General features: G+C 63.7%; 17 protein-coding genes and 1 pseudogene. 14 read left to right on the top strand and 4 right to left on the bottom strand.

All coding sequences use genetic code 11. From position 1 onward, the window contains the following. The coding region (locus tag DDF70_RS31035) for a DNA translocase FtsK (RefSeq protein WP_245435714.1) at positions 1–2,038 on the bottom strand (2,038 nt) is incomplete at its 3' end. A gap of 285 nt (positions 2,039–2,323) precedes the next feature. On the opposite strand from DDF70_RS31035, the gene DDF70_RS31030 reads away from it, so the two are divergent. From DDF70_RS31030 to DDF70_RS30990, 11 genes and pseudogenes are all read left to right on the top strand, one after another. Continuing rightward, entirely contained in the window at positions 2,324–4,396 is a 2,073-nt protein-coding gene (locus DDF70_RS31030) for an ATP-dependent helicase (RefSeq protein WP_114948512.1), read from the top strand. Positions 4,397–4,549: 153 nt separating this feature from the next. Continuing rightward, the gene (locus DDF70_RS31025; protein ID WP_114948511.1) at positions 4,550–4,738 is read left to right on the top strand and encodes a hypothetical protein; all 189 of its coding nucleotides are present in this window, start codon (positions 4,550–4,552) and stop codon (positions 4,736–4,738) included. Positions 4,739–5,052: 314 nt separating this feature from the next. Next, positions 5,053–5,190 (top strand): hypothetical protein, encoded by a 138-nt coding sequence (locus DDF70_RS37135; RefSeq protein WP_162820800.1) that lies wholly within the window; start codon positions 5,053–5,055, stop codon positions 5,188–5,190. A 79-nt stretch (positions 5,191–5,269) separates the two neighbouring features. Further along, on the top strand, positions 5,270–5,653 hold the full coding sequence (locus tag DDF70_RS38440) for a site-specific integrase (protein WP_245435713.1): 384 nt from the start codon (positions 5,270–5,272) through the stop codon (positions 5,651–5,653). Then, positions 5,602–5,721: pseudogene (locus DDF70_RS38435) on the top strand (integrase); the annotation flags it as partial. The gene DDF70_RS38440 and the pseudogene DDF70_RS38435, both read left to right, overlap by 52 nt. 68 nt (positions 5,722–5,789) lie before the next feature. Continuing rightward, positions 5,790–5,981: a hypothetical protein gene (locus DDF70_RS38430; protein WP_245435716.1), complete on the top strand. Its 192-nt coding sequence runs from the start codon at positions 5,790–5,792 to the stop codon at positions 5,979–5,981. 58 nt (positions 5,982–6,039) lie between these two features. Next, positions 6,040–6,288 carry a hypothetical protein gene (locus DDF70_RS31010; RefSeq protein WP_114948509.1) on the top strand — a complete coding sequence of 83 codons (249 nt, stop codon included), beginning with the start codon at positions 6,040–6,042 and terminating at the stop codon, positions 6,286–6,288. Between the two features lie 219 nt (positions 6,289–6,507). Then, complete coding sequence (locus DDF70_RS31005; protein WP_425374137.1) at positions 6,508–7,575, top strand: YrzE family protein; 1,068 nt, start codon at positions 6,508–6,510, stop codon at positions 7,573–7,575. 51 nt (positions 7,576–7,626) lie between these two features. Beyond that, on the top strand, positions 7,627–8,535 hold the full coding sequence (locus DDF70_RS31000) for a YsnF/AvaK domain-containing protein (RefSeq protein WP_114948508.1): 909 nt from the start codon (positions 7,627–7,629) through the stop codon (positions 8,533–8,535). Between the two features lie 229 nt (positions 8,536–8,764). Beyond that, the gene (locus DDF70_RS30995) at positions 8,765–8,953 is read left to right on the top strand and encodes a hypothetical protein (RefSeq protein ID WP_114948507.1); all 189 of its coding nucleotides are present in this window, start codon (positions 8,765–8,767) and stop codon (positions 8,951–8,953) included. After that, complete coding sequence (locus DDF70_RS30990) at positions 8,928–9,692, top strand: Crp/Fnr family transcriptional regulator (RefSeq protein WP_245435712.1); 765 nt, start codon at positions 8,928–8,930, stop codon at positions 9,690–9,692. Before DDF70_RS30995 ends, DDF70_RS30990 begins: the two co-directional genes overlap by 26 nt. 383 nt (positions 9,693–10,075) lie before the next feature. Here DDF70_RS30990 and DDF70_RS37385 read toward each other — a convergent pair whose 3' ends face one another. After that, a complete protein-coding gene (locus tag DDF70_RS37385) occupies positions 10,076–10,213 on the bottom strand; it encodes a hypothetical protein (RefSeq protein ID WP_170316138.1) in 138 nt (45 codons plus the stop codon). 663 nt (positions 10,214–10,876) lie between these two features. Then, positions 10,877–11,110 (bottom strand): hypothetical protein, encoded by a 234-nt coding sequence (locus DDF70_RS30980; protein WP_114948505.1) that lies wholly within the window; start codon positions 11,108–11,110, stop codon positions 10,877–10,879. Between the two features lie 209 nt (positions 11,111–11,319). Between DDF70_RS30980 and DDF70_RS30975 the strand changes: the two genes are divergently transcribed. The 3 genes from DDF70_RS30975 (at position 11,320) to DDF70_RS30965 (ending at position 15,028) form a co-directional block, all read left to right on the top strand. After that, complete coding sequence (locus DDF70_RS30975) at positions 11,320–11,547, top strand: DUF6894 family protein (protein WP_114948504.1); 228 nt, start codon at positions 11,320–11,322, stop codon at positions 11,545–11,547. Between the two features lie 301 nt (positions 11,548–11,848). After that, complete coding sequence (locus DDF70_RS30970) at positions 11,849–14,026, top strand: ATP-binding protein (RefSeq protein ID WP_205772523.1); 2,178 nt, start codon at positions 11,849–11,851, stop codon at positions 14,024–14,026. Positions 14,027–14,290: 264 nt separating this feature from the next. Beyond that, positions 14,291–15,028, top strand: a complete 738-nt coding sequence (locus tag DDF70_RS30965; RefSeq protein ID WP_245435711.1) for a hypothetical protein — start codon at positions 14,291–14,293, stop codon at positions 15,026–15,028. Between the two features lie 25 nt (positions 15,029–15,053). On the opposite strand, the gene DDF70_RS30960 is transcribed toward DDF70_RS30965, so the two are convergent. Continuing rightward, positions 15,054–15,572 carry a hypothetical protein gene (locus tag DDF70_RS30960; RefSeq protein WP_114948502.1) on the bottom strand — a complete coding sequence of 173 codons (519 nt, stop codon included), beginning with the start codon at positions 15,570–15,572 and terminating at the stop codon, positions 15,054–15,056. Positions 15,573–15,761 lie beyond the last annotated feature (189 nt).

The raw sequence follows: 15,761 nt of genomic DNA, 5'->3' as shown, positions 1-15,761 counted from the left end.
CCTTGCCGGCCACCATCATCAGGTCGGCCATCTCGTCGACGATCACCACGATGTAGGGCAAGGCGTCGAGATCCATCACCTCGTCCTCGTAGACCGCCTCGCCGGTCTCGCGGTCGAAGCCGGTCTGCACCGTGCGGGTGATGGTCTCGCCGCGGGCTTTCGCCTCGACCACGCGGGCGTTGAAGCCGTCGATGTTGCGCACCCCGAGCTTCGACATCTTGCGGTAGCGGTCCTCCATCTCGCGCACCGCCCATTTGAGCGCCACGACCGCCTTCTTCGGGTCGGTCACCACCGGGGTGAGCAGGTGCGGGATGCCGTCGTAGACCGAGAGCTCGAGCATCTTGGGGTCGACCATGATCAGCCGGCACTCGGCCGGCGAGAGCCGGTAGACCAGCGACAGGATCATGGTGTTGATCGCCACCGACTTGCCCGAGCCGGTGGTGCCGGCGACGAGCAGATGCGGCATGCGGGCGAGGTCGGCGATCACCGGCTCGCCGCCGATGGTCTTGCCCAGGCAGATCGGAAGTTTCTGAGCCGATCCCTGGAAATCTGCTGCTTCCAGCATCTCCCGGAGGTATACCGTCTCCCGGGTCGCGTTCGGAAGTTCGATGCCGATGGCATTTCGTCCAGGGATCACCGCAACGCGGGCCGAGACGGCGCTCATGGAGCGGGCAATATCCTCCGAGAGCGCAATGACCCGTGAGGATTTGACACCTGGAGCAGGCTCAAGCTCGTACAATGTGACCACGGGCCCGGGATGAACATGGATGACCTCGCCCTTGACGCCGAAGTCACGGATGACCTTTTCCACGCGGCCAGCCCTCTCCTCGAGGATATCCTCGGTAAGAACCTCGCCCTCCCGCTGCGGAGGAGGCGCGAGCAACTCGATGGACGGAAGCTCATAACCAACGCTCTTTCTACGCTCCTGGACCGTCCGCTCGGATAGTGGGAACTCGATCACCTTGGCCACTTGGCCTGACATTGCCGGGGGCACATCCTCTATCGTCATGCTGACGACCGGTTCAGCCGACGTTTCCTGGCATTCAGCGGGGACAGGCGCCACGTTCACCATTCCTGCGGGTACGAACTCGTCACCGAACAAGGCCAAATAGCCCAGATCGATCCCGTCAGCCGCATCATGCACGACTGCGTCTCCTAAGCCGGGCGTAGCAACATCCGACGCAGCCACCTCTTCCAGTTCCGGCGAGGGAAGATCGTTCTCCTCAGGCGCAGCAGGCCACTCGAACTCGCTCGTGTCGTACACCTCTTCGGCAAGCGTTCCCAGGTCGAGACTCTCAGTTTCTGTCGGAGTGTCATCGATCAGGAATGATCCATGCGTGATGGCCACCTGATAAAGGCTCGACTGGAAAGCGAAACCTGAAAAGGCCGGAGGCATCGGGGAAACTGGAACAGGCAGGAGCAGTTCCGCGGAATTGAACGGCCCCGGCTCGACAATCAATTGTTCAGTGCTCTCTTCGGCGGTCGTATCGATCGCGTATAAGTCTTCCAGGATAGGATCATCGTCGACCGTCAGTTCGATATCCTCTGCAATGGGGTCATGGGAGAAATGAGCCGCCTCTTCTTGTGGCTGGTCGTTTGAAGGCACTACCTCCGCAGGTCGGGAATCAAGCTTTATCTCAAAAACATGGGCGTCCGTCGACCTCGCCTCTATGGCGGCGCGAAGCCGCTCGATGCGGCTATGGATCGTATCCTGGGCCGCCTGATCTTCCTCACGCGCGGCACGGGCAACTTCAATTCCCTCATCAGCAATCAGGGCCACGACGTTCGTCTCGATCTGCTTTTTGATGAAGCGGTCTGGTGTGCGCGTTGCCCTCACGTCCTTGGACAGTTCAAAGGCCGGCCACCACCCCGGTTGGGCCTCTCCAACCGACGACCACGGCGCCTGCCAGGCGAACTGCATGCTGGCCTCGACCTGGGTGCTCTCCGTCCTTGCAACCTCCGAGGCCGCTGCCGAATCCCGACCGTCATGCTGCATCGCGCTCGGAAGAAAATCATTGGGCTTGAATGAGTTACGCATGATTGCTTGCAAATCCATCGAGGCAGAAGCAGGAGGACTGCTGCCGTCCGGGACTGTCGCTCATCGGGGTAAAGAGAGAGTTATTGGATGGCATGATGCCTGGGATGTCCCTGCCGATGATCGGCAGCCGAAGGACGGATGCATCGTCAAACGACCTCATCGTCACGGCCAGCGCGTCGTCCGCGGCGTTCCAGCCGGTCGCGTTTCCAACGCCGCGACGAGCTGTGCCGTTGCGAACAAAACAGGAAACGGGATCTATAGTGGACCCAAAGGAATGATTCGACCGTGCCTGCGAACACCGCCTATCTCGACCAGCTCAATCCCCGGCAGCGTCAGGCCGTGGAGCACGGCGTCCTGGCCGGAGGCGCTTCATCGTCCGCGCCCTTGCTGGTCATCGCCGGGGCGGGATCAGGCAAGACCAACACCCTGGCCCATCGCGTGGCGCATCTCATCGTCAACGGCGCCGATCCCCGCCGCATCCTCCTGCTGACCTTCTCGCGCCGGGCCGCGTCCGAGATGGCGCATCGGGTCGAGCGGATCGCCAGCAAGATCACGGGCCAGAGCGCGGGCGTCATGACCGACGCCCTCACCTGGGCCGGTACGTTCCACGGCATCGGCGCCCGGCTCCTGCGCGACTATGCGCCGGAGATCGGTCTCGATCCGGCCTTCTCGATCCATGACCGCGAGGACTCGGCCGACCTGATGAACCTTATCCGGCACGAACTCGGCTTCTCCACCACCCAGAGCCGCTTCCCCGCGAAGGCGACCTGTCTGGCGATCTATTCCCGGTGCGTGAATGCCGAGCTGGCGCTGGAGGAGGTGTTGCGGGCCTCCTATCCTTGGTGCGCCGGCTGGGCCGCCGAGCTGCGCCAGTTGTTTGCTGCCTATGTCGAGGCCAAGCAGCGCCAGAACGTACTCGATTACGACGATCTCCTGCTCTACTGGGCCCAGATGGTGGCCGAGCCGTCAATCGCCGCCGAACTCGGCGGACGCTTCGACCATGTCCTTGTCGACGAATACCAGGACACCAATCGGCTTCAGTCCTCGATCCTGCTCGCCCTCAAGCCAAGCGGTCAAGGACTGACGGTCGTCGGTGACGATGCGCAGTCGATCTATTCCTTCCGCGCCGCCACCGTGCGCAACATCCTGGACTTCCCGGCGCAGTTCAGTCCGCAGGCCGAGATCGTCACGCTCGATCGCAACTACCGCTCATCCCAGCCAATCCTGGCCGCGGCCAATGCAGTCATCGAACTTGCCTCCGAACGCTTCACCAAGAATCTCTGGACCGACCGCGCTTCCACCGAGCGGCCGCAACTGGTGGCCGTGCGAGACGAGGCCGACCAAGCCCGCTACGTGGTCGAGCAGGTGCTCACGAACCGCGAGAGCGGGATGAGTCTCAAGCAGCAGGCGGTGCTGTTTCGCACCTCGCATCACAGCGGCCCACTGGAGGTGGAGCTGACCCGCCGCAACATCCCCTTCGTGAAGTTCGGGGGCCTCAAATTCCTCGATGCTTCCCACGTCAAGGATCTGCTCGCGATGCTGCGGTTCGTGCAGAACCCGCGTGATCGGGTCGCCGGCTTCCGGCTGATGCAGCTTCTGCCCGGCGTCGGCCCGACCTCGGTCCAGCGGGTGCTCGACCGCATGCACGACGCTGCTGACCCAATCGGTGCGCTGCTGGAGGTGCCGGCCCCGCCGAGGGCCGGGGACGAGTGGCCCGCCTTCGTCGATGCGATCGTGCGGCTGCGTACCAGTACTTTAGGATGGCCGGCCGAAATCGAAGCAGCACGGATCTGGTACGAGCCGCACCTCGACCGACTGCATGAGGATGCCGCGACCCGCAAGGCCGACCTGATCCAGTTGGAGCAGATTGCGGGAGGCTATCCCTCCCGCGAGCGCTTCCTGACCGAGCTTACACTCGATCCACCGGATGCCACGAGCGATCAGGCCGGTGTCCCGCTGCGCGACGAGGACTACCTGATCCTGTCTACCATTCATTCCGCCAAGGGTCAGGAGTGGAAGTCGGTATTTACCCTCAACGTGGTCGACGGCTGCATTCCGTCCGATCTCGGTACCGGCACGACAGCGGAGATCGAGGAGGAGCGCCGGCTGCTATACGTGGCCATGACTCGGGCCAAGGACCATTTACATCTGATCGTGCCGCAACGGTTCTTCACACACCAGCAATCCACCACAGGCGATCGCCATGTCTATGCCGCCCGCACCCGCTTCATCCCCAGTGCTCTCCTTAAGCTGTTCGAGCGTGTGTCATGGCCCATAGCCGTACCGGCTCCTGCACCTGCGGCGTCGAGAGAAGTCCGGGTCGACGTCGGCGCCAAGATGCGCGGCATGTGGCGCTAGCAAAGGGGGCAGCACTGGGAATGTCCGGGGTCTCTGCCCGATCGGACAATTCATCGCCTTCAGCTCCGTGACCATAGTGTTGTTTTAATCGGTCATTGATTGGGCCGTTCTGGCGTGATTCCATTCTCCTGTCGCTTTGCGGAGGGCAGGACGATGACGGGCATGCAGGAGGTCCTGGCGGAGTTCTTCTACAACGTCGGCCACGACGACCCTGTGCCAGGCAATCATCTGCTGCGCTGTATCGACTGGGAGAGCGTCCACTCGGCCCGGAAGTCCTTCTATCAATCCCGAAGTGATGACGCGCATGCTTCTTATAGGCTAATGCATCGCCATGCGCTCTGAGCGGTGCCTGTGCGACGACATGCACCGCAATCCGGCCTACCACTGTTTCTTCCGGAACGCCGAAGAGTACTTGTGGGGCCGCCGGTGCTACTCCACTGCCAGGATCGTGTGGTGCATGCCATATGAACAGGGCCGGCTAGAGTCAGCTTTGGGTCAACCCTTCACCTTCCGGCCGACCAACGAACGTCGGCTCCTGGCCGCCGAAGCGGACCAAGCGCTTACGTCCCGAGAGTGCCAGTTCCAGGCTTTCAGGACTTCGTGACACAACGGCTCAGGCTGGTTAAGGTACTCCGAGACTAGGGGACCTTCCAAACGTGCCGACCGACTTTGAGGCGGATCTTGCCGCCATCGACCGCATCCAAGCCGTGCCGACCATTCTGGAAGTTGTCTGCCGCACCACAGGCATGGGCTTTGCCGCCGTGGCCCGGGTGACCGGGGCGGTCACCCGCTGAAGGGCCGACAATGACAGGGCCAGGTCCTGTCGTGAGGATCGAGGAGTTTGGTCCCTCCCCCTCACGACAGGAGCCCTCAATGACCGAGACAGCCATCAGCCCGCTGCGCCAGCGCATGATCGACGACATGACGGTGCGCCATTTCGTCGAGAAGACCCGCACCAATTACGTCCGCCAGGTCAGACGCTTCGCGGCTTTCCTCGGCCGCTCGCCGGAGACCGCCTCGCCCGAGGAGGTGCGGCGGTTCCAGTTGCACCTGACCGAAAGCGGCGTGACCCCGCCCAGCCGCAACGCGGCGGTCGCGGCCCTGCGCTTCTTCTTCACCGTCACCCTCGATCGGGCGGATCTGGCCCGGCGCCTCACCCTGTTCCACGAGCCGTGCAAAGTGCCTCTCGTTCTGAGCCAACGGAAGTGGCGCAGCTCCTGGAGGCAGCTCCAGGGCCCAAGTACAAGGCCGCTCTGAGCGCGGCCTATGGAGCCGGACTGCGGGTGTCGGAAGTCGTGTCGCTCAAGGTTTGCGACATCGACTCCCAGCGCATGCTCATCCGCATCGAGCAGGGCAAAGGCCGCAAGGATCGCTATGCGAGATTGCCGGCAGGTTGCTGGAAGCCCTGCACCCGACCCGGCACCTTCTCACCCGGTCGTTGGGCGACATCCCGATCGGCTGCCCCGAGTACCAACAGGTCGACCGTGTCGTGCAGGAGATCGATGGGCTAGCCGGGATCCTGACCGGTGATGCGGCCTACTTCTACCGTGGAGACCAGCCCATTCCGGATCTCGATGGTGCATGAAGCCTTTTCTGGCATAGCCCGTTGATTATCATGGCACCGTCAATCCAAAGGATCACCCATGCCCGGCCCCGGCCTCCATGTCTTGATGCCCGACGAAGTTCCCGAGGACCAGGACAATAACATCACCCTGGCTGAGGTCGTGCGACCCGAACATACGATGGAATTCACGGTAACGGTACTGATCGATGGGACGGCGATCGCCGTGAGCGGTCCGTTCGCTTCCATGGAGGAGGCCGTCGATCAGGCCAACGATCTCTCGCAGCACTATCAGCTCGAACCGATCTACATCAGGCGGGAGCGGGCCTGAGACCGGCAGTCCTTCCCGAGGCGTCAGCAGACGATCGATCGGTCAATCTCCCCGCCGCCTCCGAAACGCCAGGATCGGGAATGAAGCGACTGCGTCACGCCTGAGCTCTGGGCAGACCTAGCGGCATCCGCGACAAATCGTTGGCCTGTAAGGGAATCCGCCTGTCCCGCTTGAACAATTCCCATATTCGAGGGTTGGCGGCCGAACAGGAGGCCCACCATGGCCGACACCCATCATCCTGATACGCCGCGCAATCGCGGCGACTCCGATGCCCCCCACACGAGCCCGGTCATGCCGTCCGAGGACGCCCGCACCATCATGCTCAACCGGATCTCCTGGGGGGCTGTGCTCGCCGGCGTTGTCGTGACCCTCGCCGTCCAGCTCATCCTCAACCTGCTCGGCATCGGCGTCGGGGCCGCCACCCTCGATCCATCCGCCGGAGCAGCCGGCAATCCCTCCGCGTCCACGTTCTCGATCGGGGCCGGTGCATGGTTCGTGGTGGCCGGCATCCTGGCCTCGCTCGCCGGCGGCTACGCCGCGGGGCGGCTGGCCGGCAAGCCCAAGGAGTCGACCGCCGGTTGGCACGGCCTGACCACGTGGGCGCTGACCACGCTCGTCATCTTCTATCTTCTGACCACCACCGTGGGCGGGATCCTCGGCGGTGCCTATCGCACCGTGACCAGCGCCTTGGGCAATGTCACCCAGGCCGTGGGCTCGACGGCGCAGACCGCCGCCCAAGCGGCCGCTCCCAGTCTCGCCGGATCCGCCGACCCCTTCTCCCCCATCGAGCAGCAGATCCGTAGCGCCACGGGCGGCAATGATCCCGCCGCCCTGCGGGATGCCGCCGTGGCCGCCGTCCGGGCTGCCGTCCAGGCTGCCGTGACGGGTAACGAGCAGCAGGCGGCCGACGCCCGTAACCGTGCCGCCGAGGCGCTGGCCCGGGCCCAGAACATCCCGGTCGACCAGGCCCGCACCCAGGTGGAGCAGTACGAACAGCAATACCGCCAATACCTGGACCAGGCGAAGCAGCAGGCCACAAAGGCTGCCGATACGGCCTCGACCGCCGTGTCCACAGGTGCCCTCCTGGCCGCCCTCAGCCTCGTCCTCGGCGCGGTGGCGGGCTGGTTTGGCGGGCGAATGGGCACCGTCGAGCCGACGATCACGGCTCCCCTGGGCCAGAGCCGCGCCGCCGCGACCGGCACCGATGCCATCGTGGAACGAACCGCTGCCCCCAGCCGCCGGACAACAGCCGCCACCGGAACCGACAGCCGCATTCCCCGGTCGTGACCGGCCTGGGAGCGGCTTCCGAAGTCACGCACCCATGCAGGAGAATTGACTATGTTGAAGACCGTCACGTGCCTGTACCAGGACCAGCAGAAAGCCGCCGTCATCGTGAGCCGCCTCGACGAGGCCGGCATCTCGCGCAGTGGGATTGATGTCTACTCAGATGCTTCGGACGATCTGATCGATGATCTGGAGGACGCGGGCGTGCCGCAGTCCGACGCCAGTGCCTATGCCGAGGGCGTGCGCCGCGGCGGGGCCCTGGTTGCCGTGGAGTGTGACGATGACGAGGTCGACCGGGTGATCGTCATCCTGGATGATGACGGGGTGCTAGACCTCGACGAGCAGCAGGCCTCCTGGCGTTCCGAGGGGTGGCAGGGGCCCGACGGCCTCACCGGATCGTCCGGCATGCCACGGACGGACATGGACGCCGACGATGACGTCACCGGATCACCGGACATGACCCGCGCCAGGACCAACACGCTCGGCAGCTCGGACACGGCCACAGGGACCGGGTCGGGGCTGGGAGCGGCCTCGGCGGACACGCCCTCGGAACGGGATGAGGTGATCCCGATCGCCGAGGAGGAACTGCATGTCGGCAAGCGCGAGGTCGGCCATGGCCGCGTCCGCATTCAGTCCCGCGTGGTGGAGCGCCCGGTGCAGGAGCAGGTGAACCTGCGCGAGGAGCGTGTGGAGGTGGAGCGGCGTCCCGTCTCGGGCGACTACCGCGAGGGCACGCTCAGCAGCGATCCGTTCCAGGAGCGCACCATCGAGGTCGAGGAGCGCGGCGAGGAGGCTGTAGTCTCCAAGGAGGCGCGTGTGACCGAAGAGGTGGTGGTGCGCAAGGAGGCCGAGACCCGCACCGAGACGATCTCCGACACCGTGCGCAAGACCGAGGTCGACGTCGAGGACGAGCGGAACGTCCGCGGGACCGGCACCACGGGCTCGCCCGACCGCACCCACTAAATGACCCGAGGAAGCCCGGCCAATCAAGCCGGGCTTCCTCGGCCGACCGCATCACCTGACCCTAATCCACCGCTAGGATGGCAAAGGGGGGACGATCATGGTGCAGGTGTTTCGAATGCGTCATCGACGGATGGAGCCTCGCTGGAGGGGCTGCCGTAGGTTGGCAGCGGTCGACCATCAGGCACTTAAATGCCAAGCTTTGGCTTCATTGGACAATTAGCCCGGGCCGATGGCGAAAGAGAACACACAGCCGCTCGACGAGGCGGCGGAGCAGACCATAGAGCAAGCTAACCAAGTCATCGCACAGACGCGTGCCGAGGTCGCCCGCTCGCAGGCCCTGAGCCAGGTTGAGGCGGAGCTGGCGCGGTCGATCGAACGTTTGGTCGATGACCATGACGGCTCCGCCCACGACCAATGAGGCCGCAGCAAAACACACGGCCCAGCGCATGACAGCCGGGCATCGGGCCAACCGCCTTCTGGCCGCTCTGGAGCCGGAGGACTTTGCGGGTCTGGAGCCGCACCTCGAACTTGTCGAACTGACACGCGGACAGGTGCTCTATGACACGGGCGAGGCCGTGTCGCACGCCTACTTCCCGCACGACACGGTGGTGTCGCTCGTGAATGTCCTGGAGGCGGGCAACAGCGTCGAGGTCGCGGTGTTCGGGCGTGAGGGCGTGCTGGGCCTGCTGAGCGCTCTCGTCACGCATGAGGCCTTCGGGCGCTATGTCGTGCAAATGCCCGGCACCGCCTCGCGCATCTCGGTCGAGCGCCTGAACGAGGTGCGGAATGCCTCCCCTGCCCTGCGGCGATTGATCATGAACTACGGCGAGGTCCTGCTGGCCCAGACCTTTCAGCGGGTCACCTGCAATGCCGTTCACAGGATCGAGGCGCGCTGCTGCCGCTGGATCCTCCGCATTCACGATCGGGTGGGCCGGGACAGCTTGCCACTCACGCACGAGTTCCTGGCCAAGATGCTGGGTGTGCAACGCTCAACCGTGAGCGGGGTGACCCGATCCCTCCAGACGGTCGGGCTGATCCGGCAGAGCCGCGGCGGCATCATCGTGACTGACCGGGCGGGGCTCAAGGGAGCAGCCTGCGAATGCTATGGCCGCATCCGGCGGCTCTACGACCGTCTGCTGCCCGGCACCTATCCATAGGCAGCCAATTGCCGACTGAGCGACCCATAGCCGGTCCATACACGGGGCAAAAGCGGAATTTGGGTGGGCCTAATGCAAGGTCCGCCTACGCCTCCAATGCGGAATTATGGCTAAGGTCAGCGCCGTGCCATTTCCAGACGTTCGCGCATTGAGACGCAATTTCATCGAAGGCCGTTTGATGTAGCCTGAAGCGTATTCCGTTGCCATTCTCGTGCGAGGTGCTGTCCGATCCAGTCTTGCGCTTTGGCCAAGCTTAAGAAGGCGGGATGGTTGATCCCATTGATCTGGCCAAAGCCTACCTCCCGGTGTCACGGCCAGCGAGCCACCTTGTTCTCATCTGAGAGGCGAAGAGTCTGTACGGGAGGAATTGGCCGCCGACCGAACTACCGCTGGGCAATGGTCAGGCGTGAGGACCATACCGGCCGGAGAAGCGGCTCGGCAACAACCCCGGCAATCATGGCAAGAGCCGTCAGAATGAGCCCAACACGGCTATAGAGCACAGCGCGTTCCTTATAGGTCATGAGCCCTCGCAACCGTTTGACCGGAATCAGGTCCGACGGATCCTTGTGGTCGATTGTGGCGACAATACTGCTCAGGTCGGGCAGGAATGCTGCCCGGGTGATTAGCTATTCCTCCACCCATCATCATCGTTGCGGCATCGTGCCGGAGTGGAGCAGGTCTCACGTTTGAGGGGAAAGGTTCAGGGAGAGGTTGCGGAGCAGGTTAAGAATCCGACAACAGGTGCGCCAATTTTTCCCTTTTATGCACAGGGGCTTACTGGAACGCAGACAGTGCAGGATCGTTTCTCCAACTCAGGGGTCGGCTGGGGAGCAGGTCACTTGAACCAACATTCGATATTCAATGCCATTGCTCACATCAGATTTCACATCCGGTCAGGTTGCCGAACACTTGAGCGCCCTCACCTCCAAGGTTGATGAGATTGCCCAGCGCGCCGGGGTATCGGCCGTTGCGCGATTGGACCTTCAGACCACTCTGGCTGCACTGCCGTGGCCGAGCCGGCGGCGCCTTGGCTTGGTCCTAGAGAGTGCTCGGGTCAGCACCAGCGACAAAGCTGTCCGTGAGGCTGTCGCCGTGATGCTCGATGTAGCAGCCGATGTCTGGGCCAGAACGCCACCACCGGATGAGAGGGGCAACGATCAGTCACAGCCGTGAGCCGACGGCTCTCACGAGAGACCTGAGTACACATCGCGCCCAGCGTCCCAGATGGGCACCTGGTCGTCACCTGCCTCCAGCACAACACCTGCGGCCTTCCCCTGACGCGCCGAGGCCTCAGCCACGACAACAGCCGCCTCGATGGCTTTTGGCCGCTCGCCGAACCGCCCAAGCGTTTCGTCCCCGAGATGAACGGCCCAGCACTCTCCCGATGCACGGATGACGTAAAGATCCTGCTCGCTCATGGGGCCTCCTTGCAGCTCGCATCCATTGCCGGAATGAAGAATAACGGAAGCTCGGCCGATTTATTCCGCCCGGACGGGTCAGCAAATCGTTCAGTGGGCGAAGAACCGGGCTCGACTAAATCCCCCTGATAGGATCTTACTCCGGTGTTCTTGCGCTGCTCAATGGATTGGTTGAGCGGCCTTGCGCTGGCTCAACCGATGGTTCGTCAATGCGCTGCTACTTTCATCTGGTGAACAGTCACGAGTTCATCGGCGACGATACGGGTGTCGAAATCCTGGACCTCGCAACGGCGAGGGACTTCGCATTGCAAGCCATCGAGGACATCCGTGAGGAGGCCATCCAGGTCGGCGCATCCTGGCAGGGCTGGCGGCTGGACGTGGTGGCCCCGTCCGGTGTGGTCCTTTTGTCCATCCCGTTGGAGCCGGTCCTGCACTGACATCAATACGGGATGATCAGGCGTTGGAACCACGCCAGCTCCATTCCAGCCCTCTATCAGCAGGCGTGGGTCACACGCCACGGCCCGAATCCGCAAAAGACCCACCACCGGCTGACCTTCCGGAGCCTGAACATCGCCCCTCCGGACCAGGAACTTTCCTGGCCCAATGGCGTTTGGCAGTCCGGCTAAGCTACAAAGGTCTGCGGATGCACCTCCTCGGGCAGAGCTTGGCAGAACAGTGACAAGACCCTATCTCGCCCCTCGCAGGGCGGAAGCCCGTCAGCTTTGCATGGAGAACACCTTGCCCGATGCGGCGCGTCGATGGTTTGGGCTGGAGGGGGCTCACCGGGTTCTGTGGGCTCTTTTCATCATCTCCCTGGTGCTTCCCGTCAGCCTGTTCGCCGCCGCCGCCTGGCACAGCCGAACCCATGCCCTGGATGAGGCCCACAAGGCGATTGAGCGGGCCACTCTCGTTCTTCAGGGCCATGCCCAGAAGGTGTTCGAGTCCTATGAGCTGGTCATGGACCGGGTCGAGGATCGGGTCGCCTCGATGCCACCGGGCGACCTGCGCAACTCCCTTGAACTGCACCACCTGCTGAAGAGCATCGTCGCGCAGCGAAAGCAGATCGGCTCGATCTGGGTGGTGGATCAGGACGGGGTGCTCCAGAGCGCCAGCGGCCACTTCCCTTTGCCCCAGGTGAGCATTGCCGACCGACCCTATATGATGGCCTTCCAGGCTGGGCGGCGGGAGCTCATGGTCGGCGAGCCCCTGCGCGGGCGCGTCAACGGCAATGACCTGTTCACCGTCGCGCGGCCGCTGGTGGGAGCCGACGGACGCCTGACCGGCGCCATTCTGGTGGCCGCTTACCCGGCCTATTTCCAGGACCTCTACCGCCGCAGTGCCCCTGACATGGACCATGCGGCGAGCCTCGTGCGCGCCGATGGCGCCTTCCTGGTCCGGGATGCTCACACCAGCACGCAAGCTGCTCGGGCCGGTGAACGGTTCATGCAGGCCGCCCGGTCGAGCCCGGCCGGCGTCTACACCGGCGTCTCCTCGAACGATGGGATCGAGCGCATCATCGCCTACCAGAAGCTCGACCGCTACCCGATCTATGTCCGCTTTGCGCTTGGAACGGATGCGGTTCTGGCGGGCTGGCGTGAGCAGTTGATCCGGTACGGCCTGATCACCCTGGTGATCATGGCGGGGCTTGCCCTGATGACCGGATTGGCGCTGGCCCGCTACAGGCGCGAGCAGGCGGCCATGTCCCAGCTCGCCCAGGAGACGCACCTCCGCGAGGAGGTGGAGGAGCGCCTGCGCCGGGCCCAGAAGATGGAAGCTCTGGGCCAGCTCACCGGCGGCATCGCCCACGACTTCAACAACCTTCTGGCCGTCGTGATGGGCAACCTCGACCTGCTGCGCCGCGCCAAGGATGATGAGCGGCGCAGCCGCCTGATCGGCAATGCACTTGGTGCGGTCGAGCAGGCGCGGACCCTGACCAGCAAGCTGCTGGTGTTCGCCCGCAAACAGCCGCTCCACGCTGAAACGATCAATCTCAACGAGGTCGTTGGCCAAGCCGAGGACATGATCGTCCAGTCCCTGCGCGGCGACATTCGGCTGGAGCTGGAACTGGCCGAGCAGCTCTGGCCGGTGCGGATTGATCCGTCCCAGCTCCAGGTGGCGCTCATCAACATGGCGGCCAATGCCCGCGATGCCATGCCTAAGGGCGGAACGTTCCGCGTGACGACCGAGAACACGGTGCTGCGCGATGGGGAGGCCCTGGAGGGGGTGGCGCTGTCCGTGTCGGATACCGGCGTGGGGATGCCGCGCGAGGTGCTCGCCCGCGTCTTCGAGCCGTTCTTCACCACCAAGGAGGTGGGCAAGGGTACGGGCCTGGGTTTGGCGCAGGTCTATGGCCTCGTCGAGCATTCCGGCGGATCGGTGGACATCCGCAGCGAGGTGGGACGCGGCACCACGATCACGCTCTATCTGCCCAAGGCCACGGCGGATGAGCTCGAGCCTGCCGTGCAGGACAGCGTGCCCGCGCCGCAGAACTCACGTGCGCTGACCATCCTCGTGGTGGAGGACAATGTGCAGGTGGCGGAGATGGCGGAGACCGTGCTGACCGAGCGCAGGCACCGCGTCGCGAGCGCGCACGATGCGGGCAGTGCCTTGGCAATGCTGGAGGCGAACAGCCGCTTCGACGTGGTGCTCTCGGATCTCGTGATGCCGGGAGAGATGGACGGCGTCGATCTCGCGCGGATCATCCGCGAGCGCTGGCCCTGGACGGCGGTCGTCTTGGCCACCGGCTACAGCGAGGCGGTTGCGGAGGCTGACACGGAAGGCTTTGCGGTCCTTCGGAAGCCTTACGTGCCGGATGACCTCGAAGCCGCGATCCAACAGGCCGCCGCGCGTGCCCCCGAGATGGCCAACGTTGTGCCCCTCAGGACACCGGCTCCACTGGGTGCTGCTCAAGGCTGACTATCTCGAACCGATAGCTTTCGGCTGCATTCGCCGGGTGAACGGCCCAGCCCTCTCCCGACACGCGGATGGAGTAGCAGCCTAAGCCAAAGGAGAGCTTCGGCGTACCGCCTCGTCGAGGTAATCTAATGGCAGCGGCCTCTCACGGCCTGGTCCGCTGGACCGCCCTGATTGCGAGGCCCCGACGCCGGCCGATCCAGGAGAGCCTTCAACTCCGGTCGCGCCGGCGTCGCCCTTTTTAGCAGGGCACAGTCCCGAATTCGATTGGAGGTGTCGGCCGTGAATCATCCCTGGCATGACAAAGCGGCGGAGTACCGCCGTCAGGTTCAGGAAATCCGCACTGCTGTCGAAAAGCTCTCGATCACCGAGGCACGCGAGCAATTCCTTGAGACAGCCGAGCACCTGGAGGCATTGGCAAGGGAAGAGGAGCGCAAGACCAGAAGGGGAACCTTGACTGTGAGGCGACGTTGCCATTCACGGACGTCAGGAGCTCACATGCCAGTGTTTGGTTTAAACAAAGTTGCGCGCGCGGGCTTTGCCGCACTGGTGCTCAGCGGATCAACTCTGGTGAGCACAGCGGCTGCCGTCGCCGCAGATCTACCCCCGTATTTCGAGGATCAAGAGGCGGTTCTGGAGCGTCCACCAGTCCGGCGCCGGCTCGCGGTTGAGGAAACCTATATCGCCCCACCGATCGAACACAGGATCATTGGCCGTCGCGTGATCGAGCAAGGCTTCGTTGGCGGATATGAAGGGCCAGCTCTGGTGCCGCAGCAGCCTCTGCCGATTGTGCCTCTGGAGGAGAGCGATGGTTTTGAAGGGCCTGCCTTGGTTCCTCCCCGGAACGTCCCGATCGTCTCTGTGCAGCCGGTCCTGCCTCCGCCCGTCTACCAGGAGAGAGTTGTAGGCATCCCTGCGCCAATCGAGGAATGCCGCGTTGTCTCAACGAAGCGAATCGACGCCTATGGCGATGTCACAGTGCGCAGAACAAGGATCTGCGACTAACCCCTGATCACCGCAACCATAATACTTATCGCCTCCCCGGCTCCTGCAGGGAGATGCCTGCAGGCACCTTCAGTTCGCCATCGTCCTTATCCAAATCGATGAAGCGACCGTTCTTGGGGATGACCAACCCGTCCCCGATCTTTGGCAGCTTGGACAGCGCCGTGCAGGTGATAACCGAGCGCTCTCCCGACGAAGTCTCAGTGCCGGTGAGCCGCGAATTTGCCTGCCCAAGACCTGAAAGGCTCCCCTCAATCCGGATGCTCTGATCCGGGAACGTCCATGTGAAACGCTGCCCTGTCTGCTCCCATTTGCCCGGCCATTCGCCCGGTTTCATTCGGGAGGCATCGAAAATGTAGGGGCTGACCTCACCATTCTCCAACTCGCCTCCCCCGACGCCGCCACCAGGGTAGAAGGTGATCACGAACTGAGACCGATCAGAGGCGCGGGTGCATTGCCAGAGGGAGCCAGCAAGGCTGAGGCCGTCGGCGATCGCTGTTGGGGACGCCAGAGCAATCCCGATCGCGGCGAGCAGGAAGCGTTTCATGGGCTGTCTCCGATCAAGGACGGAGCCGCACCGTAGGTGGAGTTCCTTACGAAAACTTATCAGCCGGTGGGATTGGAGCGATCGGTGTTGCCACCGCTGCTTTCAAGAAAACACACCAGGGCAAAGACGCTGATCACTGCCGCCAGCTCCGCACCGGACAGGAGCCAAGAGGGAGCACTCGCCCGCAGC

Source organism: Microvirga calopogonii (genome assembly GCF_003347665.1).
GTDB lineage: Bacteria > Pseudomonadota > Alphaproteobacteria > Rhizobiales > Beijerinckiaceae > Microvirga > Microvirga calopogonii.
Note: the sequence above shows the minus strand (reverse complement) of the source record. Positions and strands in the feature narration are given on the sequence as shown.